The organism is Bradyrhizobium sp. ORS 86, from assembly GCF_045571475.1.
Lineage (GTDB): Bacteria > Pseudomonadota > Alphaproteobacteria > Rhizobiales > Xanthobacteraceae > Bradyrhizobium.
In genome coordinates, this window is the sequence record NZ_CP120699.1 from 5,883,942 (window position 1) to 5,910,645 (window position 26,704).

At 62.3% G+C, this 26,704-nt stretch carries 25 protein-coding genes; 14 read left to right on the top strand and 11 right to left on the bottom strand.

Going from position 1 to position 26,704, the window contains the following annotated elements; genetic code table 11:
- Positions 1–73 precede the first annotated feature (73 nt).
- The 5 genes from P6U25_RS27115 (at position 74) to P6U25_RS27135 (ending at position 5,476) form a co-directional block, all read left to right on the top strand.
- The gene (locus P6U25_RS27115) at positions 74–268 is read left to right on the top strand and encodes a hypothetical protein (RefSeq protein WP_407147822.1); all 195 of its coding nucleotides are present in this window, start codon (positions 74–76) and stop codon (positions 266–268) included.
- A gap of 86 nt (positions 269–354) precedes the next feature.
- Positions 355–588, top strand: coding sequence for a hypothetical protein (locus P6U25_RS27120; protein ID WP_407147823.1), 234 nt, complete (start codon positions 355–357; stop codon positions 586–588).
- Positions 589–908: 320 nt separating this feature from the next.
- Positions 909–3,251 (top strand): TonB-dependent siderophore receptor, encoded by a 2,343-nt coding sequence (locus P6U25_RS27125; RefSeq protein WP_407147824.1) that lies wholly within the window; start codon positions 909–911, stop codon positions 3,249–3,251.
- Between the two features lies 1 nt (position 3,252).
- Positions 3,253–4,275 (top strand): extracellular solute-binding protein, encoded by a 1,023-nt coding sequence (locus tag P6U25_RS27130; protein WP_407147825.1) that lies wholly within the window; start codon positions 3,253–3,255, stop codon positions 4,273–4,275.
- Positions 4,268–5,476, top strand: a complete 1,209-nt coding sequence (locus tag P6U25_RS27135; protein ID WP_407147826.1) for a PepSY-associated TM helix domain-containing protein — start codon at positions 4,268–4,270, stop codon at positions 5,474–5,476. The genes P6U25_RS27130 and P6U25_RS27135 overlap by 8 nt, the downstream gene beginning before the upstream one ends.
- A 3-nt stretch (positions 5,477–5,479) precedes the next feature.
- On the opposite strand, the gene P6U25_RS27140 is transcribed toward P6U25_RS27135, so the two are convergent.
- Positions 5,480–6,370, bottom strand: a complete 891-nt coding sequence (locus P6U25_RS27140; RefSeq protein ID WP_407147827.1) for an SDR family oxidoreductase — start codon at positions 6,368–6,370, stop codon at positions 5,480–5,482.
- 470 nt (positions 6,371–6,840) lie between these two features.
- Between P6U25_RS27140 and P6U25_RS27145 the strand changes: the two genes are divergently transcribed.
- The 4 genes from P6U25_RS27145 to P6U25_RS27160 all read left to right on the top strand — a co-directional run bounded on the left by P6U25_RS27145 (position 6,841) and on the right by P6U25_RS27160 (position 12,088).
- Positions 6,841–9,549 (top strand): FAD-dependent oxidoreductase, encoded by a 2,709-nt coding sequence (locus tag P6U25_RS27145; RefSeq protein WP_407147828.1) that lies wholly within the window; start codon positions 6,841–6,843, stop codon positions 9,547–9,549.
- Between the two features lie 193 nt (positions 9,550–9,742).
- Complete coding sequence (locus P6U25_RS27150; RefSeq protein WP_407147829.1) at positions 9,743–10,678, top strand: hypothetical protein; 936 nt, start codon at positions 9,743–9,745, stop codon at positions 10,676–10,678.
- 589 nt (positions 10,679–11,267) lie between these two features.
- Positions 11,268–11,585, top strand: a complete 318-nt coding sequence (locus P6U25_RS27155) for an LA2681 family HEPN domain-containing protein (protein ID WP_407152622.1) — start codon at positions 11,268–11,270, stop codon at positions 11,583–11,585.
- A 230-nt stretch (positions 11,586–11,815) separates the two neighbouring features.
- Positions 11,816–12,088 carry a DUF6527 family protein gene (locus P6U25_RS27160; protein ID WP_407147830.1) on the top strand — a complete coding sequence of 91 codons (273 nt, stop codon included), beginning with the start codon at positions 11,816–11,818 and terminating at the stop codon, positions 12,086–12,088.
- Between the two features lie 43 nt (positions 12,089–12,131).
- Here P6U25_RS27160 and P6U25_RS27165 read toward each other — a convergent pair whose 3' ends face one another.
- The 7 genes from P6U25_RS27165 to P6U25_RS27195 all read right to left on the bottom strand — a co-directional run bounded on the left by P6U25_RS27165 (position 12,132) and on the right by P6U25_RS27195 (position 18,046).
- The gene (locus P6U25_RS27165; protein WP_407147831.1) at positions 12,132–12,476 is read right to left on the bottom strand and encodes a KTSC domain-containing protein; all 345 of its coding nucleotides are present in this window, start codon (positions 12,474–12,476) and stop codon (positions 12,132–12,134) included.
- A 36-nt stretch (positions 12,477–12,512) separates the two neighbouring features.
- Positions 12,513–13,457, bottom strand: a complete 945-nt coding sequence (locus P6U25_RS27170; protein ID WP_407147832.1) for a hypothetical protein — start codon at positions 13,455–13,457, stop codon at positions 12,513–12,515.
- A gap of 26 nt (positions 13,458–13,483) precedes the next feature.
- Positions 13,484–14,692 (bottom strand): His-Xaa-Ser system radical SAM maturase HxsC, encoded by a 1,209-nt coding sequence (gene hxsC, locus P6U25_RS27175; RefSeq protein ID WP_407147833.1) that lies wholly within the window; start codon positions 14,690–14,692, stop codon positions 13,484–13,486.
- Positions 14,689–16,137 (bottom strand): His-Xaa-Ser system radical SAM maturase HxsB, encoded by a 1,449-nt coding sequence (hxsB, locus tag P6U25_RS27180; protein WP_407147834.1) that lies wholly within the window; start codon positions 16,135–16,137, stop codon positions 14,689–14,691. Before hxsB ends, hxsC begins: the two co-directional genes overlap by 4 nt.
- Positions 16,138–16,154: 17 nt before the next feature.
- Complete coding sequence (locus tag P6U25_RS27185; protein WP_407147835.1) at positions 16,155–16,505, bottom strand: hypothetical protein; 351 nt, start codon at positions 16,503–16,505, stop codon at positions 16,155–16,157.
- The gene (hxsA2, locus tag P6U25_RS27190) at positions 16,489–16,770 is read right to left on the bottom strand and encodes a His-Xaa-Ser repeat protein HxsA2 (protein WP_407147836.1); all 282 of its coding nucleotides are present in this window, start codon (positions 16,768–16,770) and stop codon (positions 16,489–16,491) included. Before hxsA2 ends, P6U25_RS27185 begins: the two co-directional genes overlap by 17 nt.
- A gap of 421 nt (positions 16,771–17,191) precedes the next feature.
- Positions 17,192–18,046, bottom strand: a complete 855-nt coding sequence (locus P6U25_RS27195; protein WP_407147837.1) for a DUF3883 domain-containing protein — start codon at positions 18,044–18,046, stop codon at positions 17,192–17,194.
- 140 nt (positions 18,047–18,186) lie between these two features.
- On the opposite strand from P6U25_RS27195, the gene P6U25_RS27200 reads away from it, so the two are divergent.
- From P6U25_RS27200 to P6U25_RS27210, 3 genes are all read left to right on the top strand, one after another.
- On the top strand, positions 18,187–18,933 hold the full coding sequence (locus P6U25_RS27200) for a hypothetical protein (RefSeq protein WP_407147838.1): 747 nt from the start codon (positions 18,187–18,189) through the stop codon (positions 18,931–18,933).
- Between the two features lie 164 nt (positions 18,934–19,097).
- Positions 19,098–19,994 (top strand): 3'-5' exonuclease, encoded by an 897-nt coding sequence (locus P6U25_RS27205; RefSeq protein WP_407147839.1) that lies wholly within the window; start codon positions 19,098–19,100, stop codon positions 19,992–19,994.
- 73 nt (positions 19,995–20,067) lie between these two features.
- On the top strand, positions 20,068–20,322 hold the full coding sequence (locus P6U25_RS27210; RefSeq protein ID WP_407147840.1) for a hypothetical protein: 255 nt from the start codon (positions 20,068–20,070) through the stop codon (positions 20,320–20,322).
- A 171-nt stretch (positions 20,323–20,493) separates the two neighbouring features.
- On the opposite strand, the gene P6U25_RS27215 is transcribed toward P6U25_RS27210, so the two are convergent.
- On the bottom strand, positions 20,494–20,835 hold the full coding sequence (locus tag P6U25_RS27215; RefSeq protein ID WP_407147841.1) for a hypothetical protein: 342 nt from the start codon (positions 20,833–20,835) through the stop codon (positions 20,494–20,496).
- A gap of 131 nt (positions 20,836–20,966) precedes the next feature.
- On the opposite strand from P6U25_RS27215, the gene P6U25_RS27220 reads away from it, so the two are divergent.
- Both P6U25_RS27220 and P6U25_RS27225 read left to right on the top strand, forming a co-directional pair.
- Positions 20,967–21,521 (top strand): DUF262 domain-containing protein, encoded by a 555-nt coding sequence (locus P6U25_RS27220; RefSeq protein ID WP_407147842.1) that lies wholly within the window; start codon positions 20,967–20,969, stop codon positions 21,519–21,521.
- 739 nt (positions 21,522–22,260) lie between these two features.
- Positions 22,261–22,941, top strand: coding sequence for a hypothetical protein (locus P6U25_RS27225; RefSeq protein ID WP_407147843.1), 681 nt, complete (start codon positions 22,261–22,263; stop codon positions 22,939–22,941).
- Here the strand turns inward: P6U25_RS27225 and P6U25_RS27230 are convergent.
- Complete coding sequence (locus P6U25_RS27230) at positions 22,913–25,321, bottom strand: ThiF family adenylyltransferase (RefSeq protein ID WP_407147844.1); 2,409 nt, start codon at positions 25,319–25,321, stop codon at positions 22,913–22,915. The genes P6U25_RS27225 and P6U25_RS27230 overlap by 29 nt on opposite strands.
- The gene (locus P6U25_RS27235; RefSeq protein ID WP_407147845.1) at positions 25,314–26,456 is read right to left on the bottom strand and encodes a hypothetical protein; all 1,143 of its coding nucleotides are present in this window, start codon (positions 26,454–26,456) and stop codon (positions 25,314–25,316) included. The genes P6U25_RS27230 and P6U25_RS27235 overlap by 8 nt, the downstream gene beginning before the upstream one ends.
- Positions 26,457–26,704 lie beyond the last annotated feature (248 nt).

Genomic DNA, 26,704 nt, shown 5'->3' on the forward strand with positions numbered 1-26,704 from the left:
CAGGTGTGCGGCGGGTGTTCGCAAGCGCGCATAGGATTTGATCTAATCAGCCCATTCGCCGCGAAGCAGTCTCGTGTCTGCCGTTCTCGCGCAACAACGCTCGACGATGAATGGACGCAGTGGCGCGGACGCGGCGCGTTCTATGATCAATCGCAAGCCGCTCGCACTGATCACGCCGCGATGGCGTACCGAGTCCTCAGCAAAGTTCCACATCGTGTTGAATCCCGGCAACACCACCGAACAAAATGCGCGATCTCGCAGATTGTGAGGCGTTGGATCACGACTGTGCCGCATCCCGATCCAATCCTGCTCGCGGGTGGGGCGCAAGAACACGGCAATTGGGGAAGAGCCTTCATGCAGCATGGACCGTCGGGCGCACGGAGCGCGGAGTCATCTGGATTTGTTTTCCATTTCCAGCTCGCCAGCAATGGCGCGAGACGCGCGTGTAGCCTCACGATCCAGGCCGAGAGCGCCAACGAGGCGACGCGGATCTTCCGCGAAAACTGGACCACCATCGAAACGATGGCGCGCGACGGCGTCAGCGCGGGCACGGTCAGTTCGACGCAAGTCTGCCTCGCTATGTCCTGACATCTCCGATCGCGCAGCGCGCGAGGATTGACCGGCGCACCACGCGCGGTTCGCCAGAAGCACCTTGCAATCGAGCGGGACGCAGATTCCCGGCCCGTGACGGTTTGACGCGGGTACATGCAACGGCGCTCGCCACGCCGTCGCGACACGCCGAATGCGGTTGGCACAGACCCGCTCACGCAAGCTGACATCGGCAGCAGCGCGCAGCGCGCGCGACGTCCCACCTTAGAGAGATTCAAGTCCAGTCCAGTTCTTTTCACGCGCGGCGGCTGCTAGAGGCGCGGGCGCGAACGTGTTCTTGCTGACTGGAAGTATCGGAAGTGACTCTCAACGCTGATGGCCGGCTTGTCGGAGACCATCGAAATCCTGCCGACAAAGGCCGCACCCATCTGCTCATCGGCGCAGCCATCCTGCTCGCCGATATCTCGTCCTCGGTCACACCAGCGAATGCACAATCGAGCGTTGCGCTGCCACCCGTCACGGTGGAATCGGCGACGCAGAAGCGCAAGCCCGCGACAGCGGCGGCGAGAGCGGCGCAGCAGCCACAGGCCGTCGCCGCGCGCCAACGCAATCGCAATGCCCAGCCGGCGCAACCGACCCCGTCCGAGCGCGCCGCCGCCGCGGCCGCCGCACTGAACGAAGCCAAGCTCGGCTATCGCGCGATGCCGAGCGCGACGACGCTGCGCAGCGGCGCCTCGCCGCTCGACACCTCGCAAGCGGTCAACATCGTGCCCGAGCAGGTGCTGAAGGATCAGCTTCCGCGCAACCTCGACGACGCGCTGATCAATGTCAGCGGCGTCACCCAGACCAACACGCTGGCCGGCACCCAGGACGCCGTGATCCGCCGCGGCTTCGGCGACAACCGCGACGGCTCGATCATGCGCAACGGCATGCCGCTGGTGCAGGGCCGCAGCTTCAACCCCGCGGTCGAGAGCGTCGAGGTGCTGAAGGGCCCGGCGTCGCTGCTCTACGGAATCATGGATCCCGGCGGCATCGTCAACACGATCAGCAAGCGACCCGAGCTCTACCAACACGGCTCGGTCACGCTGCTGGGCTCGACCTATGCCAACTCCAGGAGCGGCGCCGACGGAACCATCGACATCACCGGCCCGATCGGCGATGGCGGCCTCGCCTACCGCTTCATCGGCTACGGCGTGAGCGAAGACTACTGGCGCAACTTCGGACGCCACCGCGAGATGCTGGTCGCGCCGTCGCTCGCCTGGTACGGCGAGAACACGACGGTGCAGCTCAACTACGAGCACCGCGAGTTCATCACGCCGTTCGATCGCGGCACCGCCTTTGATCCGGTGACCAAGGCGCCGCTCGCGATTCCCGCGACGCGCCGGCTCGATGAACCCTTCAACAATATGTGGGGGACCTCCGACCTGATGCAGGCCTCGGTCGAGCACCGCCTGAACCAAGACTGGAAGCTGTTCGCCGCCTACAGCTACAACACCGAGAGCTTCAGCGCCAACCAGCTCCGTATCACCGGCATCAATGCCAGGACCGGCGTCGAGACGCGCAGCAATGACGGCACGCAGGGCTCGCTCAGCAATGCGAGCTACGGGACGTCCTATCTGCAGGGCGGCTTCTGGATCGGCAGCATGCGCAACGAGGTACTGTTCGGCGGCGACGGCCAGTATCGCACGATCTATCGCGACAATCTGATCCGGCAGAGGACTCCGAGCTTCAATTTCTACAACCCGGTCTATGGACTGGTCACGCCGGGCACGACGGTGTCGGCCACCGACAGCGCCCAGACCGACAAGCTCGGCCAGTGGTCGCTGTTCTTCCAGGACACGCTGCATGTGACCGAGCGGTTCGCGCTGGTCGGCGGCGTCCGCTACATGGATTACGATCAGTTGGCCGGGCGCGGGCGGCCCTTCATCACCAACACCAACGTATCCGCGGACAAGGTGCTGCCGCTCGGCGGCGTCATTCTCAAGCTCACCGACCAGGTTTCGCTCTATGCCAGCTACACGCAGTCGCTGAAGCCGAACTCGACGATCGCGCCGTTGAGCAACGGCGGCGGCGTCGTGCTCGGCTCGAACATCGCGCCCGAGGAAGGCGTGCAATACGAGACCGGCCTCAAGTTCGACCTCAACAAGCGACTCTCCGGCACGGTTGCGTTCTACGACATCGACAAGAGCAACGTGCTGGTCAGCCAGCTCGACACCACCACCGGCCTCAACGTGTACACCACCGCAGGCAAGGCGCGCTCGCGCGGCGTCGAGGTCGACGTCACGGGACGCCTCACCAACAACTGGAGCATGATCGGCAGCTACGGCTACACCGACGCACGAGTGACCGAAGATCCGACTTATGCGGGCAACCGGCTGCAGAACGTCGCGATGAACACCGCCTCGCTCTATCTCGTCTACGACTTCGGCACGGCCCTGCCCGGCCGGCTTCGGCTCGGCGGCGGTGCACGCTATGTCGGCGACCGAGCCGGCGATGCCGCGAACAGCTTCGTGCTGCCGTCGTATACGGTCGCGGACGTCTTTGCGACCTACGAGACCAGCTACCAGACCTTGCCGGTCATCTACCAGTTCAACGTCAAGAACCTGTTCGACACCGTCTACTATCCCTCTGCCGTCAGCAATCTAGCGGTCGCGATGGGCGATGCGCGGCGCTTCTCGCTGTCGGCGACGGTGAAGTTCTGACATGCGGGCGGTGCGGACAGCGATGGGCTTGCTCGCCGCGCTGGCGGCGGCCGTCGGCTGCACGGCGGTGCGCGCCGACGAGATCACGCTTTACGCAACCCGCGAGGCCCATCTGCTCGAACCGGTGACCGCGGCCTTCACCAAGGCAAGCGGCATCGGCGTCAGGACCGTCTTCATCGAGGATAGCCTGGTCAAGCGCCTGACGGCCGAAGGCGAGGCGTCGCCCGCCGATGTGCTACTGACCATCGGGCTCGACAAGACCACCCAGCTCGCCGATCGCGGGCTGACCCAGGCGGTTGCATCCTCAGAGGTCGAGCAGGCCGTGCCGCCGCACTTGCGGGGCGGCAGCTTGCAGTGGATCGCGCTCGCCCTTCGTCCCCGCGTCGTGATGGCGCGCAACGATAATCCGCTTGCCGCGATCGACTACGAGGATCTCGCCGATCCCACATGGCGCGGCAAACTCTGCATGCGCCCGGCGCTGCATCAGAACAACGTCGCGCTGGTCGCGGCCTATCTCGCGCATCACGGCGCGGAGGCGACCGAAGCCTGGCTCAACGCCTTGAAGGCTAATCTCGCCCACAGGCCTGCCGGCAAGGACAACGACGTGATCCGCGAGATCGCGCAAGGAAGCTGCGAGATCGGCATCGGCAACACGGTCGCGCTCGCGCAGCTTCGCGACGGCCGCGAGGTCGGTGACTGGCGCGGCTGGGCTGAAGCTGTGAAGGCGGTGCCGACCGCGTTCAAGGGCGGCGGCACCCACGTCAACCTGACGGGCGTGGCGATCGCAAAGCATGCACCCCATCCGGCCGCCGCCAAGCAATTCATCGAGTTTCTCCTGACACCGGCCGCCCAGCAGAGCTTTGCCGCCGCCGAGTTGGAATATCCGCTGCTGGCAGCGGCGCAGCGAGCACCGATCCTCGATGCGATCGGGTCGTTCACGGCCGACAAGCTGCCGATCGACCGGATCGCCGCGCATCAGCAGGCCGCGATCACGCTGATCAGAAAGGTCGGCTTCGATGAGTGACCGGCGACATCGGATCAAGGCTGCATTGTTGCAGATCCATTCCGTCGTTGGCCTCGCGCTTGCGCTGCTGTGGGCCCTGGTCGGGTTGACCGGCGCCACGATGAGCTTCGAGGATGAGATCGAGGCAAGCCTGAACAATGGCATCATGCATGTCGACGCCACCACGACACAGCGGCTGACGCCCGACGAGCTGGTCGAGCGGCTGCAAGCTGCTGGCGAGACCGGCAAGGTCTCTGCCGTGATGATGACGAGCGATCCATCCGCCGCCGTGCGGATCCGCTTTGCCCGCGGCGACGGCGGGCGGCCGTCATCGGTCTATGTCGATCCCTATGACGGCCATCTGCTCGGCTCGCCGCGCGGCGAGGCGTTCTTCGCCGCCGTCCGCAAGCTGCATCGCTGGCTGCTGTTGCCCGGCGACGGCAACGGCTATGGCCGCAAGATCACCGGCACCGCTGCAATCTGCCTGATCGTGATGCTGATCTCCGGGCTCGTACTGCGCTGGCCGCGTGGCGCCGGCAGCATGAAGATGTGGCTGAAGCCCAACCTGGCGCTGCGCGGCCGCGGGCTGCACCGCTCGCTGCATGCCGTGATCGGCACCTGGGTGCTGCCGATCTATCTGGTGATGACGCTCACCGGCCTCTGGTATTCCTTTGAATGGTACAAGACCGGCGCCAACTGGCTGCTCGTGCGTCCTTCGACGTCGGATGCCGCCCAGCCCAGATCGCCGCGCGGCATGGTTGCGGCAGATGCGAAGGGCGAGGCCAAAGGTGATACCAAGACCGCCATCACGCCGCTGACCTTCGATCGCGTCTGGTCCACCTTCCTGCACGAACAAGGCAGCCGCTATGCAAGAGCGCTGCTGACGTTGCCTGGCGGCGCCGGCACGGTGGTGCGCGTCAGGTCGTGGGCGCGGGACTCGACACTCGAAAGCGTGCGTGACGAACTGCGCATCGATGCCGTCACCGGCCGCCTGGTGTCGGCGGACCTCTACGCGAACAAGACGCTGGGTGAGCGCATCCTCGCCGGCGTGCTCGACATCCACCGCGGCGCCATCCTGGGATGGCCCGGTAAGCTCGCCTTCATGCTGGCCGCGGCGCTGATGCCGCTGTTCACGGTGACGGGCTTGCTGCTCTATGTGTCGCGCCGCAGGCATCGCCGCCTCGCGCGCCCGCCGATCGGAAGCCTCGTCCCGGGCGAATGAGATTCATTCGGCTGGCGACGGCTTCGGCCCGTCGCCGGCTGCGCGCAAGGCGGTCAGGCCCTCGCGAAACGTCGGATAGCGCAGCACGACGCCCAGTTCGTCACGCATCAGCGTGTTGCGGACCCGTTTGCATTCGCTGAAGAAGGTTCGCGACATCGGCGTCAGCTCCGCACGCGCGTACGGGATATCCGGGGGCGGTACCACACCGCAGAGCTCTGCGGCAAACGCCACCACATCCTGCGGCGGAGCGGGCTCATTGTCGGCGCCGTTATAGATGGCGCCCGCCCGCGGCCGGCCGAACGACGCCTCGACCATCTGCGCGATGTCCTCGACATGGATCCGGTTGAACACATGCCCGGGCTTGACGATCCGTCGTGCCTTGCCTTCGGCGAGTTGAACGAGCTGGTTGCGGCCGGGGCCATAAATCCCCGCCAGGCGGAAGATGTGGACGGGAACGCGGTGCATAGCGCCGAAGTCCAGCCACTGCCGCTCGACGTCGAGCCGCCGGCGCGAGGCGTCGCTCATCGGCGTCGGCACCGTCGTTTCGTCGACCCATCCGCCGTCGTGATCGCCGTAGACGCCAACCGTCGACAGATAGCCGATCCAGCGCAAGCGCGAGGCCGCGGCCAGGTCGTCACGATAAATCTGGAGCACAGGATCCTGCTGTGCGACCGGAGGCACCGAGACCAGCACGGCATCGCTGTCCGCAACCTCGCGCGCAATCGCCTCGTCGCGCTCGGCAGTCGCAAACAGCCGCACCGCATAGCCCGCGCCGGACAGCGGATCGGCCTTCGCCTGCGAGCGCACCGTTCCTGCGATTGCCACGCCACGCGCCGCGAGCCTTTGCGCAACATACGTTGCCGAATATCCCAGCCCGAAAATGAACAGCTTCATCCGCGATCCGCTTCATCCATCCACGGCCCCATCTGTCGATGAGGCTCACACCATGCTTCGGGCTCACGCGCACGAATGGTCCGGTGAGCAGCCGGTACCTCTCTATGCCATGGTTCGGCCCGTCTCCCCAAGCCGTGAACCGCGGCAAAGCCCTTCGCCGGCATCGCCGCCCGATCGATCGTGCGGTCTCCGGTCTGCTTTCAGAGCGCGCAGCCACTTGGTTGCACGCGCACCAATGATGGCGCCGCGATGAACGCGTCGTCCGATCGCGGCTCATCAATGGCATACGCTCGGCCGTTTGGCGGCGCCAACAAGGCCACACAGCAACATCGCTCACTTTGCGTCCGCGAAACTGCCACCGTAAGGCTGATGTAAGCCTCGGCGAGTAGCCTGATCGCACGTTTTGGCGCCTCGCAGGGGACGCAAATGGAATATTCGAAAGTATATTCAGCCTTCCGGAGCCGCGCGTTTTGAACCGAAGGCAATGGCTGGCCGGTGCGGCTGCTCTTCTGGCGAGCGAGCGAGGATGGGCCTTCGGCATTGGTCCGTCCGAGCCTGGTGACGACCGCCCCGATTCCGCCGGGAACGCAAACAGCGGCAGCAATCCCGTCGTCCTGCCGAACTTCGCGTTCGAGCCCGAGACCGAGGCGCTTGCCGTCGCATGGGCTGCGGCCGGCGCGACGATGACGCGCCGTCGCAAATGCACCTTCAACCGGGGCATCAGGCGGCTGAAGAACTTTCCCGTCGGCGATCCGGTCTGGCCGTGTCTCGTCCACCTCGGTAAGGCCGGGCCGACGCTTGCCGCGTCAAGGATCAACATCAAGACCCCCGGCACGCATGACTTGACGCAGGTCGGCAACATCACGCTGCTCGCCAACGCCACGGTTGCGGCTTCTGGAGGCGGCTACTTCCGCATCACCGGCTTGAAGTGCTCCAGCCTGCCTCAGACAAGCCACGCGGTTGGCGTCTTCTCCTCTTCGCCCGGCGCTGTGGCCGACACGTCTTCCGAAATCGGCGCCAACGATTCCACGAGCGGCGTCAGCATTGGGATCTGGAGCAGCGACGCAAGCACGATGGCCGCTCGCTGCGGCGGCGCACGCGTTACTGCCATCGGAAGCGCGGCGGATTGGGACGGCCAGTATTTCAACGCGGTCTCGCGAGGCGACTCTGCGGGCTTCCGGGCCTATCGCAACGGCCGCCTGGTCGCCGATGTCGCATCTGTCTCGCGGGCTTTGCCTGCACAGGAGATATACCTGTTGGCAGCCAACAACAACGGGACCCCGTCCGGCAGCTCCAGGGCACTGTCCAGTTGGTTCGTCGCCAACCGCAATCTCACCATGGCGCAGATGCAAGAGCTCAGCGCCGTTCTTGCGATGTGGCATCAGCTCATGTCCACCGCTGAACTGGACACTTATGAAGCGGGTTACCAACCGCAGAACGTCAACGCCTACGATGCGATCGTCTATGGTGCGACAGCGGCCGGCGTTCTCGCCGCGCGGTCGCTGGCTCGGGAGGGACATTCCGTCTGTATCGTGGGCGGCTGGCGTGACTACAATGTGGGCGGAGTGCCCGGCGCCGGCGGGTTGGGTTGGACCGACAGCACGGCTCCGAGCGCGATCACGGGGCTGCCGCGATATCTCATCAATCGCACCCAAACGCTCGCCGGCGATTTTGGCTGGACCGTTGGCACCGCTCCAACGGAGTTCTCTGGCGTGGCGCGATATCTCAGCAAGCGCGTCAAGACGCTCTTCAAAGGCAGGTCCGACATCTATTTCGAGCCTCGCCATTTCGAGCAGGCCAACCGGGAGCTGCTTGACCCCTCGTTCACAGGCGGCGCCGATATCCCGGTCTATTGGTCAACCGGCGCGGTCAGCGCGACCGTGGTGGACGGACAAATCACCGGCTTCACGACACGGGATGGCCGGACGTTCAGCGGAAAAGTCTTCATCGATTGCTCTTACGAGATGGACCTCGCCTATGTCGGCGGGTGCACCATGACGGTCGGTCGCGAGGCAGCCGGCGCTGGTGCGGAAGCGGCGAATGGCTTCCGGGGAGTTCAGACCACCTTTGGCACACGGCCGAACCAGGCGACCAATCATTCCGGCACGACGGTCGACATCGATCCCTGGAACACGCCCGGCGACACGAAGTCCGGATTGATCGCCGGCGTGCAGAGCGTGTTCACCGACGGCACCCCTGCGAACGGCTCGGCCGATGGCAAGGTTCAATCGATGGCCTATCGGCTGACATTGACCACGACGCCAGCCTATATGATCCCGTTCCCGTCGACTCCACCCGCCGGCTACGCGAAGTCGAAATATGAGATCCTGCTGCGCTTGTTCGCCGCCGATCCCACGCTGGTTCTGACCGATATCTTCAATATCCAGCCGCTGGCGGCTGGCGTGTTCGATTTCAATACCAAGAACGTCATGTCGAGCGACTTCGTGGACCCGACCTCGACCGAATACGCCACGGCAAGCTACGCTCGCCGCGAGGAGATCATCCAACTCCACAAGGACTACATCCACGGGCTGTGGTACCTCCTGCAACACGATGAGGACAGCCGCATTCCCGCCGCGGTCCGCGCTTCGGCCCTGACCTACGGTCTGTCGGCGAAGCACTATTTCTCCCCGAATTGGGGCGATCAGCCGAACTTCAACAGCCAGATCTATGTCCGCTCCGGTCGCCGTATCGTCGGCGACTATGTGCTCACGGCCGAAGACCTCAACGCGGCGGATGGCACCACGCCGCGCTCGACCAAGACGATTGCGGTTGCAGCCTACGACATGGACAGTCACGCCATCGAATATCGGGCCTATTTCGACGGCACGAACTGGAAGGTCATCATCGAGGGCAATATCTACATCACCCCGACCAGCGGCGCGGACAAGAAGGCCCCGATTCCTTATGAATATATGCTTCCCAGGACGGGGGACCCGTGGAACCTGCTGTGTCTGTTCGGCGGCTCAGCCACCAATGTCGCGATCAGCGAAATCCGCATGGAGCCGCCGTTCTGGCAGATGGGCCAGTCAGCAGGGGTTGCAGCCGCGCTCGCGATCGAGAACGGCGACAACAACGTAAAGAACCTTGCGGCCAACTACGCCAAGCTGCGCGCACGGCTTCTCGGAGTGAAGCTGCTTGCCGGAGAAACCACGCTTTCGCTGCCCATGGTGAACTAGTCTTACTGCGGAGCAATCGGTGGCCGCTGCACATCGCTCCATCCCCATCATTGCAAGCGACGCGACTTGTCCGCCGAAGCCCTGGCGAAGGCGGAAGCAATCCATCGCACGGCGCGCGTGGAAGCATGGATTGGACATTGACCCGGCATGGATCGACAATACACTTCCGCTAGTTCAGCCCGGAAGCCATGTCATGGCGAGCTTCGTTCAGTTCTTGCAGCATTCTGGTGTGTACGCTGCGCAAAGCTTCATGATCGTTCCTCGGGGAGGCTTCAACCTGGTCTGCCTCCGCGACAGCAAGGACGTTCGCCTATCCTATGATCGAGATCGGCTACAGATTGACGATGTGCGCCTCGAGCACGTCGAACGCGTCGCTCAGGAATACATCGACGCTCGCTTTAGGACGCAAAGAAGCCAGGAGCGCGAAGATCAGTCGCTGCGTCTGCGTACAGCGCTGTATGCCACCGCACGGCCGGAGGGCCCTGCCCGCGCCCTCAAGATCTCGGCCAAAGGTGTCGGTATTCCAGAACTTAGAGCCATGCGCGGCAGTACAGGCATCAAGTTGGAGATCGCCATTCTGCCGCGCAAAGACTTCACGATCGCATTCAAATTCCTCAAGCACCTCGATCAATCGGGCAAAGTGATCAACGCCACGAAATGGACGCCGGATGACGTGCCCTGGTTTCTTACCAAGCTGAACTGGACGTTCGGGGCTCAGGCGAACATCTTTTTCACCGCAGTCGATGCCACATGGATTACGGTGCAGAAAGCCCTGGGGGCAAAAATCTCGCGCGATGTGTTTCGAAGCGATATCGTACCGTTCAAGAGGCGCGATGCCGATCTCACGTGCTTTCTCGTCGGCGACTATGACGCAATGGATAATGAGGCGGCCGGAGAGTATCTGCCTGATGAGCAGGTATGCGTGGTTGTCGACCAGGGCAATCCGCCCGTGTTCGACTATGGCGAAGCGTTCATTGGCGTCATGGCACACGAGGTCGGTCACTTCCTGCACCACAAGCGGAACATGCCCGGAAGTGGGCACCATGACCGGAGCGGTGTTTTGCTTTCCAGCGGTATGGAAAGCTTATCCCTAGACAAGCAGCTCGTGAGCAACATCACCGCGTGGTGAGAGCGGCATGGTGAGAGCGCTCGTTCTCGGCAATCTCTTCGGCACGTTGAGGCCACGGTCAGCGCCGGCAGTGCATTTGAATGCCGAGCCTTGCAATGACGGCGTGAGACATCGAGCGAGAACTATCCTCACCGTCGTCGGGACGACGAACGGAGAGGCCCGGCTACACGACCGGCGGCGGCAGAGGGGTTCCGGCTTTCGTCGACGGGGTTGGGCGGGAGAGCCGCAGCCCACAGTGGGGCAAGGGCCACGACAGGAAGCCCACAAGCCGTGAATCGTGTAACGACCGCGGCCTCGGAAGCTGATATGACATTGGGGTGAAGCAGGCGTTGCCGGTTGACTTGGGAACCGCCAGCAATCAGAAAACGCCTGAAAATTGAATGGTCGGAGTGGCAGGATTCGAACCTGCGACCCCTGCGTCCCGAACGCAGAGGGCATCTTCTAAGTTATTGATTTTTCTTGCTGCTACGTGTTCTTCCGTCCCGTTTTGTTCACGGTCGTTTCACCCAATTCGTTGCGATTTCGTTGCGGCATTTTTGAAGAAAGAACGGAGCTGGTGAGACGTGGGCGTCTTTGAACGCGCGGCGGGATCTCCGGCCGAGGTTATCTCAAGGTCCACGAGAGCTTACCTGCCTCGGAGACGCCGGACCCGTGGCTTGATCGCCCCGCCTATTCAGTGCAACGCGAGGACTTTTCCAGAAAAACTCTCCGGCTGCTGAGACTTTCGCGAGCAGCTCTCATCTATCTGTCCCTGGCGATGCACGATAAGGAGCGGAAGCGCCCCAAGGGCAACCGCGTAGTGGCTCCGAACCGGAATGACATGACCCATCAGGTTCTTACTGCGTATGGCAGGAAGCAAGTTGCGCTCAAACACGTCCAGGGCGCCATCGTAGTCAAATCGGCTTAGAAATTCGTCGGCCAGATCCTGTCCGACGCGAACAAAGGAATCTAGCGCGTTCGCCATGGAGTAGAACTTCATGGCGTGAATGCGGGAAAGCCCAGAAAACGTGCCCATACGATTGAGGGCCATTGCATGAAGATCGAGCGTATCTGCCAAGTGCTTCAGGTCGTCCGCTTGCTTGGCTTTGGCGCAGGCTCCGACAATGGATCGGGCTGAGAGAATTTGTCGTTCCGGTCGTGGCAGAAGATCTGCCCGACGCGCTAGAGCCGAACAAACTCTACGTAGTTGGCTCTCCTTCCCAACCTTGGTCAGCTGCTTTGATATGCCCATGTGGCTGCCGCGCCGTCATTCAACTGAGCTTAATAAAAAACGATGACCCTCGATGGACCCTGAGCTACGACGAAAGCCGGTCAGCAACGCTCTATCCGTCGATTTGGCGACTGAAAGGATGCCGGAGCCACTTCTTCGTTCGTAAGAATGAGATCATTTGGACAATGGATCTCCGATGAATTGTCGACTGAAGTTGAGAAAAGATGAACCGGCTTTCAACACCTAGTATTTGGGAACGTGATGCGTACGGCAGTCGAAAGGCCCCTCTGAACCGGAGCCCTTGATGTTGGCATTATAGTATTGGCCCATCGACGGTGCAGCCAGAAAAGCCTCGAAGGTCGCTGCCGGCATCTCGCAATAGGGGTAGTAGACCGATCTCAGCTGCACAATCATGAACTGCTGAGATTTGTCATAGCAGGCTCGGCTGATAAAACTGCTCCGCGAGACGTCGGTGCAGGCGAAGCGCGCAAGATCCAGCTTACCGTAGTATTTCACGTCGATGGTCTCCGCCGCCGCCCAGGTGGCGCCGGCGAGAGAAGCTGCGATGAGGACGGCAAACCGAAACATGTAGAATGTCTCCTTACGCCAGACCCGCGTTTGACCTCAGGGATGTTTTTCGGTTTTCGAAGCGCGATCTTCGGCGGCGATTGCTTCCTTCTCGCACATGTACGCGCCGCGCTTCGTCGTGCCGTAGCTCCTCGTTCCCGCGAAGTGATAGACCTTCGACGGTAGGTTAACCCAGACGACGGTGTCGGTCGGGCAGCGGGCTTTTGCGGAAGCTTCATCTGCAAACTGCCCGGCCTCCAGCGTTGCCTGGTCTTTCGGCGCGGACGTTTGCGATGCCGGAGCCGGCATAGGCGCCGCAGTCGTCGTCGTCGAGGCCGGCTTTTGTGGCGCTGGGGCTGGCGCGGCTTGCGTCGCGGTTGGTGCGGGCCGACCCGGAGGGGGCGCAGCAGGTGCCGGCTTGGGTTGGGGAGCAGCCGCACTCGGCGTAGTGCCGCCGGCCTTGCACTGCTCGACATAGGCCTTTTCGGTGACGCCGCGGGCTTGCATGCCCGCCTTGTCAGCTCGCCATTCGGCGATGCACTCCTTGGCGGTCTTCTGGGAAGACGAGGTACTTGTCGACGGTGACGGTGCCGCAGCGGGCGGAGGCGTCGCGGCGCTCGGCCTCGGCGGAGGGGCGGAGGTCGCTGGCGCCGCACCTACCCTGCACTCTTCAACGTACGCTTTTTCGGTCACACCCCGGGCTTGCATGCCGGCCTTATCAGCGCGCCACTCGGCGGTGCACTCTTTTGCGGTTTTTGATCCGGTGGCTGTCGCCGCCGCCGGCGGCGCCTCTGCCGGCTTAGCTACCGGCGCGGCGGCGGCTGGCTCCGCCCCAGCCCTGCATTGTTCAACGTAGGCTTTTTCGGTCACGCCCCGAGCTTGCATGCCGGCCTTGTCGGCGCGCCACTCCGCCGTGCATTCCTTCGCAGTCTTTGCGAAGGCCGGAGCCGCCGAGATGCTGCATACAACCGCAGCAGCGATGAGACCATTACCGATCTTCATGTTCGTTCTCCTGGTTCCGTGGCCTGCTAATCCGCCAAAGTGGTCAATTCGTCTCGTTGGGCAGTGATCGCGTGTACGCCGCGACTGAACCGCGGACGTCCGGTTGTAAAAAAGCCGCTGCAGGTGGTCTTGGCGTCGCAGCGATCGCATTCCTCCACGAAGCCGTTTTTCCAGTCCGAGATCGACTGGAGCGCGTGCGGCCAAACAGACTTTGGAAGAACACACTTGGGAAGGTTGTACACCGACACGTTGACGCCAGCGGCGCTCAAGTGATCGACGGCCCTCGCGAGTCCGTCGCCATAGTCCACCGGATCCATCCAGAGCATGGCATCGTTTGCAATTGCAAAGCCGGTGTTTTCGAGGCCCATCAACGCGACGTGGTCGACGAACGGCAGATTGCGGGCAAGCCACCGACCCGTGTCCTCGATGATCGGCGCGGTCAATGCATGCAGGACGACGCGGATTTCGACCCGTTGTCCCCGGTCCTTGAGCTTCAGAATACCCAGGATCGTCTCGTCGAACGCACCCTTGGCCTGCACCACGTGATCATGGACATGATCGACCGAGGCATAGACCGGAATGGCAGCCATCAGGTTCGGGTGGCCGATATCCTTCCAAGCGTCGACAATCCGCGAGTCGGAGAATGCGCGGCCATTCGTGAGCACCTGGATGGCGGTCGCTGGCAGCCGGTCGCGACACTCCTTCAGGACGGCGATGAAATCTTCCCAATCCGACAAGGTCTCTCCGCCGGTAAACGTCAGCGCACGGGTCGCCCGATCAATGAGAGGCAGGCTTTCCTTGATTTCGCCGAGGATCCACCGGTCATCGACATCTTTCGGTGGTTGCGAGCACATCAGGCAGTAGTTGTTGCACCGTTCCGTGACCAGAAACGAGTTGTGCGCCGAGTTTCGGCGATACAGCGTGCGAAATTTCCTCGATGCATGATCGAAACCGATGACATCGCCGTCCGAGAGATAGTCATACTTCGGGGGAACGGCGACGAGCCGTCCTGTGAACGTACCGGGTAGATCGATTGCGCCGTCGGAGACGACAAGGATGGACGGCCAATCGGCTTCTATCGCGCGCCGGATCTCGCCTGGCGTTCTGGCGAGCGCGAAATCAGCCATGTGACGTTCGGCGGCGCTGTCGACCGACCGGAGCCTGAGGACCGATCGGGCCTTGTCCGAGGAAAATCCAGCGCTCAGCGAGGCCGTGCCATAGAGAGGAAGGGTCATGGGGCGGCCCATCGTCGCAAGATGGCAGCATCTTCCGGAGAGTTCTCCAGAATGTCCAGCAGCAGGCCCATGATGCCTTTCTGGCGAGCGCAAAATGCCGACAGAGGCTTGATTCCCAAGGCGTCACCCTGCGTCGCGTGATGATAGACCGGGTCCGCGCCGCAGTGGCTCTCATACACACAGGTCGAGCATTCGGGAGCGCACTGCGTCAGCGACGACGAAATCGCGCCGATCAGCGCGTCCGACAGGATGAGCGAATTGTAGCTGTCGTGTTCAACGTGACCGAGCCGGAAAGCGTCGTCGCCGGTCTCGGCCAGCATCCTGCCTTCATCCGACGCGAAAACATTGCCGTCATAGTTGTAGACCAGTGCGCCAAGGCCTGCGCCGGCTGGGCTGCGCAAATCAACGTAGCCAATGGCGCGATCCGAGAGCATCCGTGTGAGAAGGAGCGCCGCATAGAACTCCCGGAACGGGGTGCCCTGTCTGTTGATCTCCAGAACCCGGCGCAACCCGCGCTCATAAAAGGCAAGCCACTTCTGTGCGTCGTACTTGGCGAACTGCTTCGTTTTGATCGCAAATCCGAAGGGCGAAAGCGGGCGCAGGAAGATGCCATCCAGCCCCAATTGCAGATATTCGTCGATGATCTCATCGACGCGATCGAGGCTCGCCTCCGTAGTGGTCATCAAGGCCCCGACTCCGTCGGGACCTAGAAACTCCCTGGCTCGCCGGATGCCTGCGACAGCTAGTTCATGACTGTTTGCGCCGGGTCGCGGACGGTTCTTGTTGTGCAGGTCGGCGGGACCATCGAGGGACGTCGACAGCAGCACGTTGTTCGTCTTGCAAAAGTCAAGAACGGCATCGTCCAACAAGGCCAAGTTTGAGGCGATGACGAAGTCGAGCTTCTTGCCGGACCGAGCTTTCGCAGCGGCAACAATCGTCCTGATCAGCGGAAAATTGAGAAGCGGCTCCCCGCCCTGAAACTCAATCTTGATCCGTGCCGATGGGCTGGCGAAGGCAATGTCCAGGGCGCGCATCGCCGTTTCTTCGCTCATATCGAAGCGCGAGCGATCAGTGCTTTGGCGCGAAACCTGGCAATAGGGGCAAGAATGCTCGCAACGGAGCGTTACGACAAAAATATGCAGCGGGGTCACCTGCTGCAGGAACGACATCCGGCTTCTCAGCCGAGCCGCCAAAAGCTGCCGCTGCGCCTTCTGGTTCGTCCCTGTGACCAGATGAGCCGCATAGGCCTTTTCGTAGAGGCCGTCGCCGGGTCGAACCTGAAGGTCGACCAGCCTGTTCAGTTCGTCTTCAGTCAGGCGGATTAAATCGCCAACCATGTTGGCGACGAGGTACCGGTTCGCGCCGGCGCGCTCAAAATTGAACGGCAACAACGAGAGATCTTCGGTTGCCGCGCTGAAGGTTTCAGGAGGTAAGAACCGCGCCATGGTCCTCCGTCGGGACTCTATTGGGCATCATTTTGGTTAGCGGCCAAGGCCCCGAAGGCAAGTGCGAGGATGACGTTGCGAACGCCTTCTGTTCTTTCAGCGACGCGAGCCCGCAAGTTTTCGTCGGCGACAAGATTCAGAAACCGCTCCTTCAGTTCGTCCGAACTGAGCGCGGCTCCCTTTGGCGTACTTGCAGAAGCAACCAGGCGGCAAACATAGCGGTCGCCCGTCCGGTCAATCTGGCAGGTCGCCGTTCCGATCAGACGATAAGCTGCCGCATCCAAAGCGCTGAGGCTTTGGATGCTTGAATCGAAATCGACAGCTACCTCGACCGGGGACGCCGCAGGAAGCTTAGCGGCTGGAGGCATGGGACGCATGAGAAGCATGCGACGCGTGGGAGGCATGCTGGGCGACGATGGTGCCATCGGCCTGCTTCGTCATGACGAAGCCGAGAAGGTCCTCACCCACCTGATAATGGGCGTTTGCCTGAAGGTTGGTGACAGCGTTTTCGGCCGCTACCGCGGTTGTGTCGTTGGCAACTACTGCCTTGGCCTCTGCGCCCTGAACCGACATTCCGGTGAGCGATGCGAGCGCAGCGCCAAGCGAAAGCACAACTTTTGATTTCTCAGTCATATAGCCCCCCATTACCTAATTTTGCTCAATGAATATGCACTCTTACAACTTCCAAGGGCGAAAAGTCCATAGTTCTATTGGTTGAGAGCGTTGGGTCCCGGACCGGCGCCCCGCTGCGCGAAACCTGCCGGTCATTGATTTTGCAGCATCTTATCTTTGAAAGGCCGTCAGCGGGTACGACGTTCTGGTCCGAACCCGTGGGTGTCATACGACGGCCGCGACGCCAACAACGCCTTGATCACGTAGAAGACGTGCAAATCCGGCGTCGATATCTGAATCGGCAAGATCCTTCAGAAACCACCGCTAGGACTCGGTGGCTGTCGCTGCGGAGGCCAGAGCCCCCTAGGTCAACTCCGTTGCGGCTTGGCTGCCGACTTCTCGGGCTCACGGCTTCATGGCCGCCGCCCTCACGTGGACAGTGTCACCTGGGTACGGCCACGTACTTGTCCGGGATGAGCCACAGGCCGGCGTCGAGCGGCGGCTTGATGTCGAACATCTCGGCGCCGTTCCGGAAGTGGAAGACCCGCCGGATGCGGTAGGTCGATGGATTCTGGGCGGCAACTTCGTACTGGGTGCGGGACAGCCAGAACCGCGTCCGCGCGTGCCCGTTGGTGGTCTTGATCTCGAGAAGGCTCTCCTCGCCGTCCGACTCGAAGGACCGAATGTCGTAGCCCCGATGGTCTTCGCCGCGATCGGCGGGCCAATCCATCTCCTTGGCCAGGTCGCGCCGACCGGCCCGGCACAGCCGGTCGAATTCGAACCTGAACACCATTTCCTCGCCGGCACGCCCGAGGGAGCGGTTGAGCTCGTCCCGGGCCGCCGCGTCGTACCTGCTGACCAGGCGCCGCAGCGCCGGATGACGGTCCTGCAGGTCCGAATTCAGAAATGCCGGTGGCGGCACCAGCGCCGGCCCTCCCGCCGACGTGAAGCGCGGCTGTATCGACGCCGGGTCAGCAAGAACCTTCGGATGCAGTCCCAACTGGGCCTCGACGGCCTCCACTAACGCGTCCTGGTAATTATGGGCGGGCAGCAACCCCGGGAGCCAGGCAATCCCGAGCTCGTCTAGAACCGCGGACACGTTACGGAGCTTCCACTCGATCGACTTCTCGGAGCGGCCCACCTCTGGCGCCAGCCTCCGATACAGATCGGCCTTGTTGACCTTGTCGCCGGCGCGCTCCCGCTCAAGCATCAGGAAATAGTTCGCGACCACGATTGCGACCTGCTCGGCCGTCCAGTCGGTGCCCTTGGCTCCCGACGCTGTGCTCTCGGCGTCCACTGATCGCTTCCCCTGCTCGCCGGGAATCCTACCAGGCAGCAGCCGATCCGCAAAATTCCGCAAAGACGCAATCGGGTAGGCGCGCAATTCAATCTCCCTATATAGATCAGGGGACGGCAAAAAGAGACGAGCTCGCTTCCATGCCCTGTCACGGGTTGAACTGCACCAGCGAAGAACTGATCAAGGCGCACATAATCCCCGCCAGCTTCGGCCGATTCATCCGTGGCACGGACGCCAACGTGAAGATGACGCCGGAAAGGGTCGGCGTAGCGACGCCACAACTAGGAGAATACGATCACGACATACTTTGCGGCCCGTGCGACCGATTCTTAGGCCTCGACGACGAGTACGCGCTGGGCATCTGCGAACGCTTCGAATCCGATCACCGGAAGTTCGATCAGGGCATTTTTGAGATGCCCGGCGTCGATTGCGAGCGCTTCTGCAAATTCGTCCTGTCCGTCCTATGGCGCGGTTCGATCAGTCGTCGCCCAAATTTCAGCTCGATCGATCTCGGACCGTATGAGGACCGGGCGAGGGACGTGCTGTTCGGAGCCACATCCCTGTCCAGCCTACGCGCCTTCGAGGTCATCATCCAGCGCTACCGCAGCGACCACATGGACACAACGAAGTGGTATTTTCAGCCGGTGCGGCAGCCGTTCGGCGAGCTGAACGCCTACGGCTTCGGCTTGGCTGGATTTCGCATAGTCGCAAAACTCGACAACAGGCTTTTTCCGGAAGGCTACCGTCCGCTTGTCCTCAACCGTTCGGGCGCCTTCCGCGGGCTGTACGTGAGTCTCGAAGACTGTTCTGAATTCGAGTCGATGGCGATGATGGTGCGGAACAACGCGGGCCGAAAGGCCCCGTTTCGCCGTTCACGTTCAACCTAGGTCGACGCCGGCATGTGAGCGATCCGCAACGCGACCGAAATCGGATGAACACCCGCGAACGGGGTGCGGATTGCCCGACTTTTCGATACCTCGGGGGCGGCGCAGCGGATAGGGTGCGCCTTCACCGGATCTCTCGATCCGCCCGCAATCTTCGTACGAATGCGATGTCTCAGGACACGATCAGCTTGGCCGCGATGGCCGAGACGTTGAGCCGATCGGCCGACTATCGCGTGCTGCGGCGCCTAGTCCCGCGGCTCCCACTCGTGCAGCCCGTCGGGCAGGACGTCAGAACCGCGGTACTGCTGGACACCGAGACCACGGGCCTCGACTCCCAGAAAGACGAGATCATCGAGCTCGGGATGGTCAAGTTCGACTACCTGCCGGATGGCCGGATAGTCGGCGTCCGCGACTCGTTCTCCGCCTTCAACGAGCCGACCGTACCTATCCCCGACGAGGTCACTGCGCTCACCGGCATCACCGACGAGATGGTCGCCGGTCATCGGATCGGCGAAGCGACAGTGATGGCGTTCGTCGAGGACGCGGTCATCGTGGTGGCGCACAACGCAGGCTTCGACAGGAAATTTTCGGAGCGCTACTGGCCGATCTTCGAACGCAAGGCTTGGGGCTGCAGCGCGACGGAGGTCGATTGGCGGAAGCACGGCTTCGAAGGTTCGCGGCTCGGCTACCTCTTGAACGGTGCCGGCTTCTTTCACCAGGCCCACAGGGCGGTCGACGATTGCCACGCTCTGCTCGAAATCCTAGCGCTCGAACTGCCGGCGACGGGCTCGCCGGCTCTCGCGCTCCTACTGGAGACAGCCCGAAGAAAGACGATGCGGGTCTGGGCCGAGCAGTCGCCCTTCGATCTCAAGGACTCCTTGAAACGACGGGGTTACCGATGGTCCGACGGGAGCGACGGCCGGCCCCGGTCCTGGTACATCGACGTTGGCGAGACCGCGCTTGACGACGAGATCGCGTTTCTGCGGACCGAGATCTATCTCCGCGACATCGATCCGCGAGTGCAGAAATTGACCGCCTTCTCCCGCTTCTCGGCGAGGATTTAGCGTGCAACCATTCACATCGTGACGTGCCCTATCGACCCGATTCGGCTATGCCGAGCGACCAAGGATTAAAAAGATGGCGTTCACGCTGAATGACGCATTCCGAGTGCTGCGCGCGCGGGGCGTAACCGAAATGAAGGTCGGCCTACCGGAGAACGAGATCGTCGAGGGGCCATCCGATGGCTGGGCCTACTATAGCTACTCAAAGGAATTCTACTTCTGCGTTGATGGCGACGGCAGCGTCGTCGGGGGCCGGGAGGCTTTCGAAGAAAAGCTGAGCTTGCTGAAGCCGAAGAAGCGCACGGCTGTTCGAGCGAATTCCAGGAGCTAATCCTGCTCGAAGCGGACTCGCCCAATGTCGTTCTTGGTTGCGACTGCGACCGGCCGAGTAAGTCATCTGACCCCGACCTGCAGTTCGGGAAGTCACGAAAGATCCACGCCGGCTTCGCAAATGCAGAGCGAGCGGGCACGACCTCTGAGGTAAGCCCAATCGCACTGCCGGTTAGTAAGGATTTGGAGTGTTCGGCGGGCAGTAGAGTTCAATCAACCTGTCCGTCCCCCCACGCAGACTTCGAAGCTGATCATCGTCGGGACCCTTCCGGGCATCCCGAAAATCGATCTGATTCGGAAATCCATTCACTCCTCTGACCAGAAAAGTGATGTCCGGATAGCCGAGATCACGCTCCTCCCTCGCGATCTCGTTGAAATGGGCCTGGTAGGGAAAATTGCCCATCTGTTTGCCGGGATGGATCCGATTGAAAAACTCCGTGTAAGTCGGGAAGGCCCCCGCGACCGCACAGCGGAGCAGTTCGGCACGAATCTTGGCCTTCAATTCATTGTCCATCGGTGCCTCCCGTTTCCGGCAGCATAGACAATTCCGGGACGCTGGCCATCAGGGCAACGGCAGACTTCCGAAGGATGGACAGCGAACTTGAAGTTGTATTCATAGGTCGAAGAAATGGGGAGGGGAAATAGATGATTTCCGCCAATCAACACGCCGTGGCCGACGTCCTGGGCGACACCTTCGTCCACGAGATACCACCCTACCAACGTCCCTATGCCTGGCTTCCAGAACATGCCTTGCAGCTGTTCGAGGACCTCCGTGAGGCGATGCAGTCGGGCGACGGCGAGCCGTACTTTCTGGGCAGCATCGTCCTCATCAAGCCGCCCGGCCAAGTCATCGGGCAGGTCGTAGATGGCCAGCAGCGCCTCACCACGTTGACGATTCTCGCCGCGGTCCTGCGAGACGCGGCGACGGAACAGCAGGAACGCGACGCGCTCGGAGCCGCCGTCTACATCGAACCAAACCCGTTTATGAATCAAGTCGAGGCCGTGCGGGTGATCGCGCACGTGGAAGATCGCGTCTTCTTTCGGGAAGCGATCCAAGTCCCCGGTGCCACAGCCAAGACCGAGCCACCTCACAAGCCGAAGAATGAGGCTCGCCGGTCTCTTCTCCCTCGTCATCAGCATCGAATTCGCTCCTGCAGTGGGACGAATCCTTCGCGCCCCTCCACCGTTCCGCGCGGGTAGCACAGGACAGGGATTCGAAATCGAGGGAGCCGCAGCTTGTCCACGTGTTCCGCCATCCTGTGCAAAAGCAGGTCAGGCGGCCACCTTGTCCTCCCTGTCGGCGCCCCGCATGACGATCTTGAGCGCGTTGTCCAGAAGGGGCCGCGTGCGCGGCGAGAATCGTGCTCATGGAGCGGGCGCGGCCGAGCTCATTGGGGAGCGTCTTACTGTCGCCTCCGACAAGTGGGTTCGGGTAGTGCTTGGCGCCATTACCCTCCGCCGCCGGGCTAGGCGCCGTCGAACGACGGCCAGCAGCCGTCTTCCTCATGGCGCCCGCTTCGCTGAGTGCAAGTGTTGTCCAGCAGGCGCTGGCCGACATCCTTCCAGAGTGCGTCCCAACCGGTAAAAGCCGCGACGAGTCGACCTTGTGGATCCTGACGACTCCAGCGCAGCGGCGGCGCTCCGCCCTCAGAATATGTGGAGGAATTTGGCTTTGCGTGCCTCCACACAGGCTGGAAGTGCGTCCCAGTATTCCCTGGGCAAATCGGCGTTGGGAGCCGACCCGTGCATCTAAGCCACGTTTTTGCCGACGAGAGAGGTCATCCTGTCCATCTGCCTGGGTGTCGGCAGCGAGTCCGACGAACGTCGTGTCGTTGTGGATGGCGCGGATTTCGTGGGCGCAAGCCCGCGACCGTTGCGTGCAACTGCCGTTTCCGCCACTACATGAGCAGATGGCGACTTGGGAGCGAACCCGACGGGTATGGCGAAGAAGGGCGGATCGCAGAGGCTGAAGGATCAGAACCGTTGGCAGCTATGGCTGATCATCGCCGCCAATGCCGCCGTGTTTTACGGTGCGTGCCAGTGGGAGACATTTCAGATGTCAGGCCTGAAGGCTGCGCTCGCCAGCGCGGCCGATCTTTTACCAGTAGGTCTGGCCATCGTCGTCACCACGGTCGCCAATGGCCTGCTGAGTTCGCCCATGAAGGATAGGTTGGTGTTTCTGCGCTGGCATGAGGCGCTTCCCGGACATCGGGCATTCAGTGTCCACGCGAAGGCGGACCCGCGGATCGATTTCACCCGTCTGCAGCGGGCCTGCGGCAACAAGGTTCCCGTCGAGGCGAAGGATCAGAATAGTCTTTGGTACCGCTTTTATCTCGAAGTACAGGACGTTCCGTCCGTGCAGCAGGTACACCGCGATTTCCTGCTGCTGCGCGACTATACGGGCTTTGCTCTGTTGTTTCTGATCGGGCTAAGTATCGCAGCTCTGTTTCTCGTCGCGCCGTGGAAGGCGTTCGGCGTTTACCTCGGCATTCTGCTTCTTCAACTGATCGTCGTCAGGCACGCGGCGGCGACCTACGGCATCAGGTTCGTCTGTACCGTGCTGGCTCAGAAGGCCGGGAAGCCCGCGACCTCTACCGCCAACCGAGGATCACGCGGATAATGCCAAACCTTCGCCGCGGCGGATCGAGAACGACCGGGGGACTCGTCGGCTCGAAGAGGTGAGGACGGATTTCGTCCGGCGTCACGATCGTGACCAGGGTCGGCAGGCCGACTTGATCCAGTATCGATCTCAGGCTGATCACCGCGCCCTTGTCGGTGTCGCTGAGATCCGAACCGCCCATCGGATGGGTGTGCCACTCGCCGACGTACGTCAGCAGTCCGCCGGTTCTCCGTTGGACGTTTTCCAGCGCTTCGGGGAGCTTCTCGGTACCGCGCGTGAAGACCCATGGCGTGCCGCGGCTGTCTGGCGGGGCGGGCACCAGGCGGGTCACGTAGATCATCTTTCTTGGGGCGGCGATGCGCCCGACGAGAATTCCGCCGGTCTCGCTCGGGCCGTGCTTTCGCAATAGCGTCGACATCGTCTCGGCGGCGCCGGCCGCGATCCGGATCCGCCAGCCGCAATCGGCTTCGAGCACGACGGTGGGCGCGAACGTCTGCCTCGATGCCCTGCTGTCCCCGTCGTCACCGAGGAAGCTTCTATAGACGGCGCCTTCGGTGCGGGACGGACCGTCCTTGGCTAGGTACGGGCGGAGCCGTCGCGTCACCGCCGCTGCATGGAAGGAGACCACCTCGTCGGCCAGCCGCATCGTCGCCGAACTGCAACTGAGCCCGATCTGGATGTCCTCGAGACCGCCCGACCCCACGCGGTCGTCGCGTGTAGCCTTTACCTCCTCGAGCCAGGCGGCGACGGTGTCGTCCTCGATCGCGGAATCGTAGATGAGCGTCTGCAGGTCGTCGATCCGCGGGTTGCGGCCCTGTCCTTCGATGGACAGCAGTCCCAGTCTTCCGCGATGCGCCATCTCCGCGCGGTGGACGCGGACCGCGGCCGGAAGGTCCGCATCGCGCAGCGCGTTGAACACGATGTTCGAGGCCGTCATGTCGACGATATTGGCGTATCCCTCGAAGAAGTCCGGCTTGCGCAGGAGAGTAAGCGCGGACCCGTTCACTCCCTCGACGGGAAGCTCGGTCTGGCCTGGATAGAGCTTAATCAGGTCGTCCTTCAGCGCTTCTGCCTTCGACAGGCCGATGGCACGGCCGCCGAGAGCATGCCGAACCAGATTGTGAGGCGCGATCTTGGCGTTATCGACAATCTTCAGCGCCACGCTGCCGCTGCGGGCGAGATGGGTTGCGACCTTCGAGCCGAGCGCGCCGGCGCCGAAGACGACCGTCGGCTGGGCCGCTCCGCCGGCCGGGAGGGCCGAGACTTGTCGCGCGAAATCTGGCGTGAGGGGCGTGCGATGATCGGACAGGTCGACGGTCGCTGCGAGGTCCCAGCCGCCGTCTTTCGGCCAATGGTCGCCGCCGGCCAGGATCAGGAAGTTCAGGAGCTCGATGTCGGAATTGGTGCCGAGAACCTGCCCTGGACGCCTGACCGCCAGCACGATCGGCACGCCGGCGAGAATCTGAAGATCGTGCGACAGGTAATCGGCGAGGGCCTGCGTGAGCGGAATTCCGAGATCGCCGGCCCAAGTCTCGAGCTCGCCGAGCGTTTGGGGAAGCTCGCCGAAATGTTTCCTCGATACTTCGCCCTCGGCGGCCCAAACCAGCAGACCGAACAGTCTGCGTTGAAAGAGACCTTTGAATTGAGGCTTCTGCTGCAGCACGTTGATCGCGGTCGCCAGCGACTTCTGCGCATCGTAGGCGTCGGGCGGAATGGGCGAGACCTGCCGCACCGCGTAGCCGGAGGCGCCGACCTCAGCCATGGTCTCGTCGTCGAGCAGATCGAACGAAATCGCGACGTGACCGGCCGCACCGCCGTTGGTCTTCCAGTGCTCCTGGATGTGCTCGAGATTGTCGCCGGGTGGGTAATAGAAGGTACCGAGCTTGTCGACCGCTCGGGTCGGTTCGAAACCGTCTCCCTCGGGCACGAGCCGGTTGCGGGCGGCATCGCGAAGCCAGCCGCGGGCGCGTTCCACTAAGTCGACGACGGTGTGCTCGGCAAACCAAGTGTCGATCGAGCCACGATGTAGACAGAACCAGGCCGGAAGCTTCGGCCCAGTGACGTTGAGGTGCGGAAACGCGGTCTTCGAGAAGTCGGTCCGGTCCGAATAGACCAACGGCGCCACGTACGGGAAAGAGACCTTGTGGAACAACAGGACGATCGGTTCGCGCTTGCGGATATCGACGCCGCCGACCGGCCCGCGGCTCGGCAGCTCGACATTCACCGTCAGCGGCACGGCTGCGTAATTTGCGTTCCAGTAGAGGACAGGGACGTCGGTGTCGGTGAACTTCGCGCGCAAGTCCGCGACCGCCGCTCTTATCCCCAGCGACAGCTTCTCCTCGTCCTCCTTGGCTTGCGGCGAAGAATGCAGTTCACCCATAGGTCTGCGGAGTGCTCGCGACCTTCTTGACCGCATCGTCCACGTAGCCGACGTCCTCCGGATCGAGCAGCACCGGGCCGCTCTCGCTGATTTCGAAGGTGGTCGGCAGCGGGCGCTTCGGGTCCCCCACCTCGGACAGGCTGACGAAGCTATCCTCACCGACCGCCTCTTCGTACTCCTCTTTGGCCGCAAAATGCGGAGGATTGTCGTCGTCGTCCTTGATCGCCTTGCACGACGCGATCACGCGGGCACCGTCGAGACCCTTGCCGAGGATGGCGAGGGAGTCTTCGGCCGGCACCTTGTTGTACTTGTACTCTTGCTCGCTGAAGAACGTCCACGAACAGTGGTGCGGCGCGAGGAAGAGATCGAACGCCAGCTTGTCGTCGTCGCTGAGCTCGAGGATCTTCGACCAGATCGCCGCGCCGGCATCCCCGCCGAACATGGCGAGCCCGGCATGCTTTGTCGCGCCGACATCGAAGCAAGCCTGTAGCACCACGCTAGTGTCGTTGCGATCGGCCAGCTTGTCGTCGACCTCCTTGCGGAACGGCGCATGGACGAAGAAGCGGAAGTCCTTCTTCGTCTTCCGGTCAATGACGTCGATGTAGTTGCCCGGCGTGACGACCAGATCGCCGAGCCCCTGGTAGGCCGGGTTGTTGCTGTGGCCGACGACGCGGATGCGGTTGCCCGCATTGTTGCGCGCGGGCGATTTCGCGAGATGGAGATCGATGCGGCGCTGCGCTTCCTTCTTGAACGCCTTCGCCCACTTCGACAGCTCGCCTTCGTGGTTCGCGAAGATGCGGTGGGTGAACCACAGCTCGTCGATGAGGATCAGGTCTTCCTTGGAGTGCTTCACCGTGTATTTGGCCGGGTCGCCTGTGTAGAACATGGTGTCGAACCCGCGGCAGTGATCCTGATCGGCGTGGGTCAGGATGAAGACGTCGACGTGGGGGATCTCGCCGTCCAGCTTCTTGCCGAAATCGAGCAGATGCTGATGAACGTCGTAGCGGCTGGGGTCGTCCTCGTCGCTGGCTTCCTGAGTGGTGTTGCAGTCGATGATGATCTGGGTGTTGTCGCTGAGGGTGATCAGCGAGCAATCGCCGTTGCCGACAGGGAAATACGTGATACGCGGGTCCATTGCATCTTCTCGAATCTTGTAGGAATAAATAAAACTGGCGGTTGCGAAGGTGGTGGCGACGCGGTCGTTCGGCAAGGTTCGGTAAGCGTACTTTCCCGCGGGAATAGAAGTTTTTTTTCGTTGACTCTTGGTCTGCTCGATTGCCTGGGCCGACTTGATTCGCCGCTTAGTCACCGACGAGCTCGGTCGACGCACTCGATGGCGCAAGCCACGATGGCGTCGTGCCGGGCGCGATTTTCTTAGGTCGT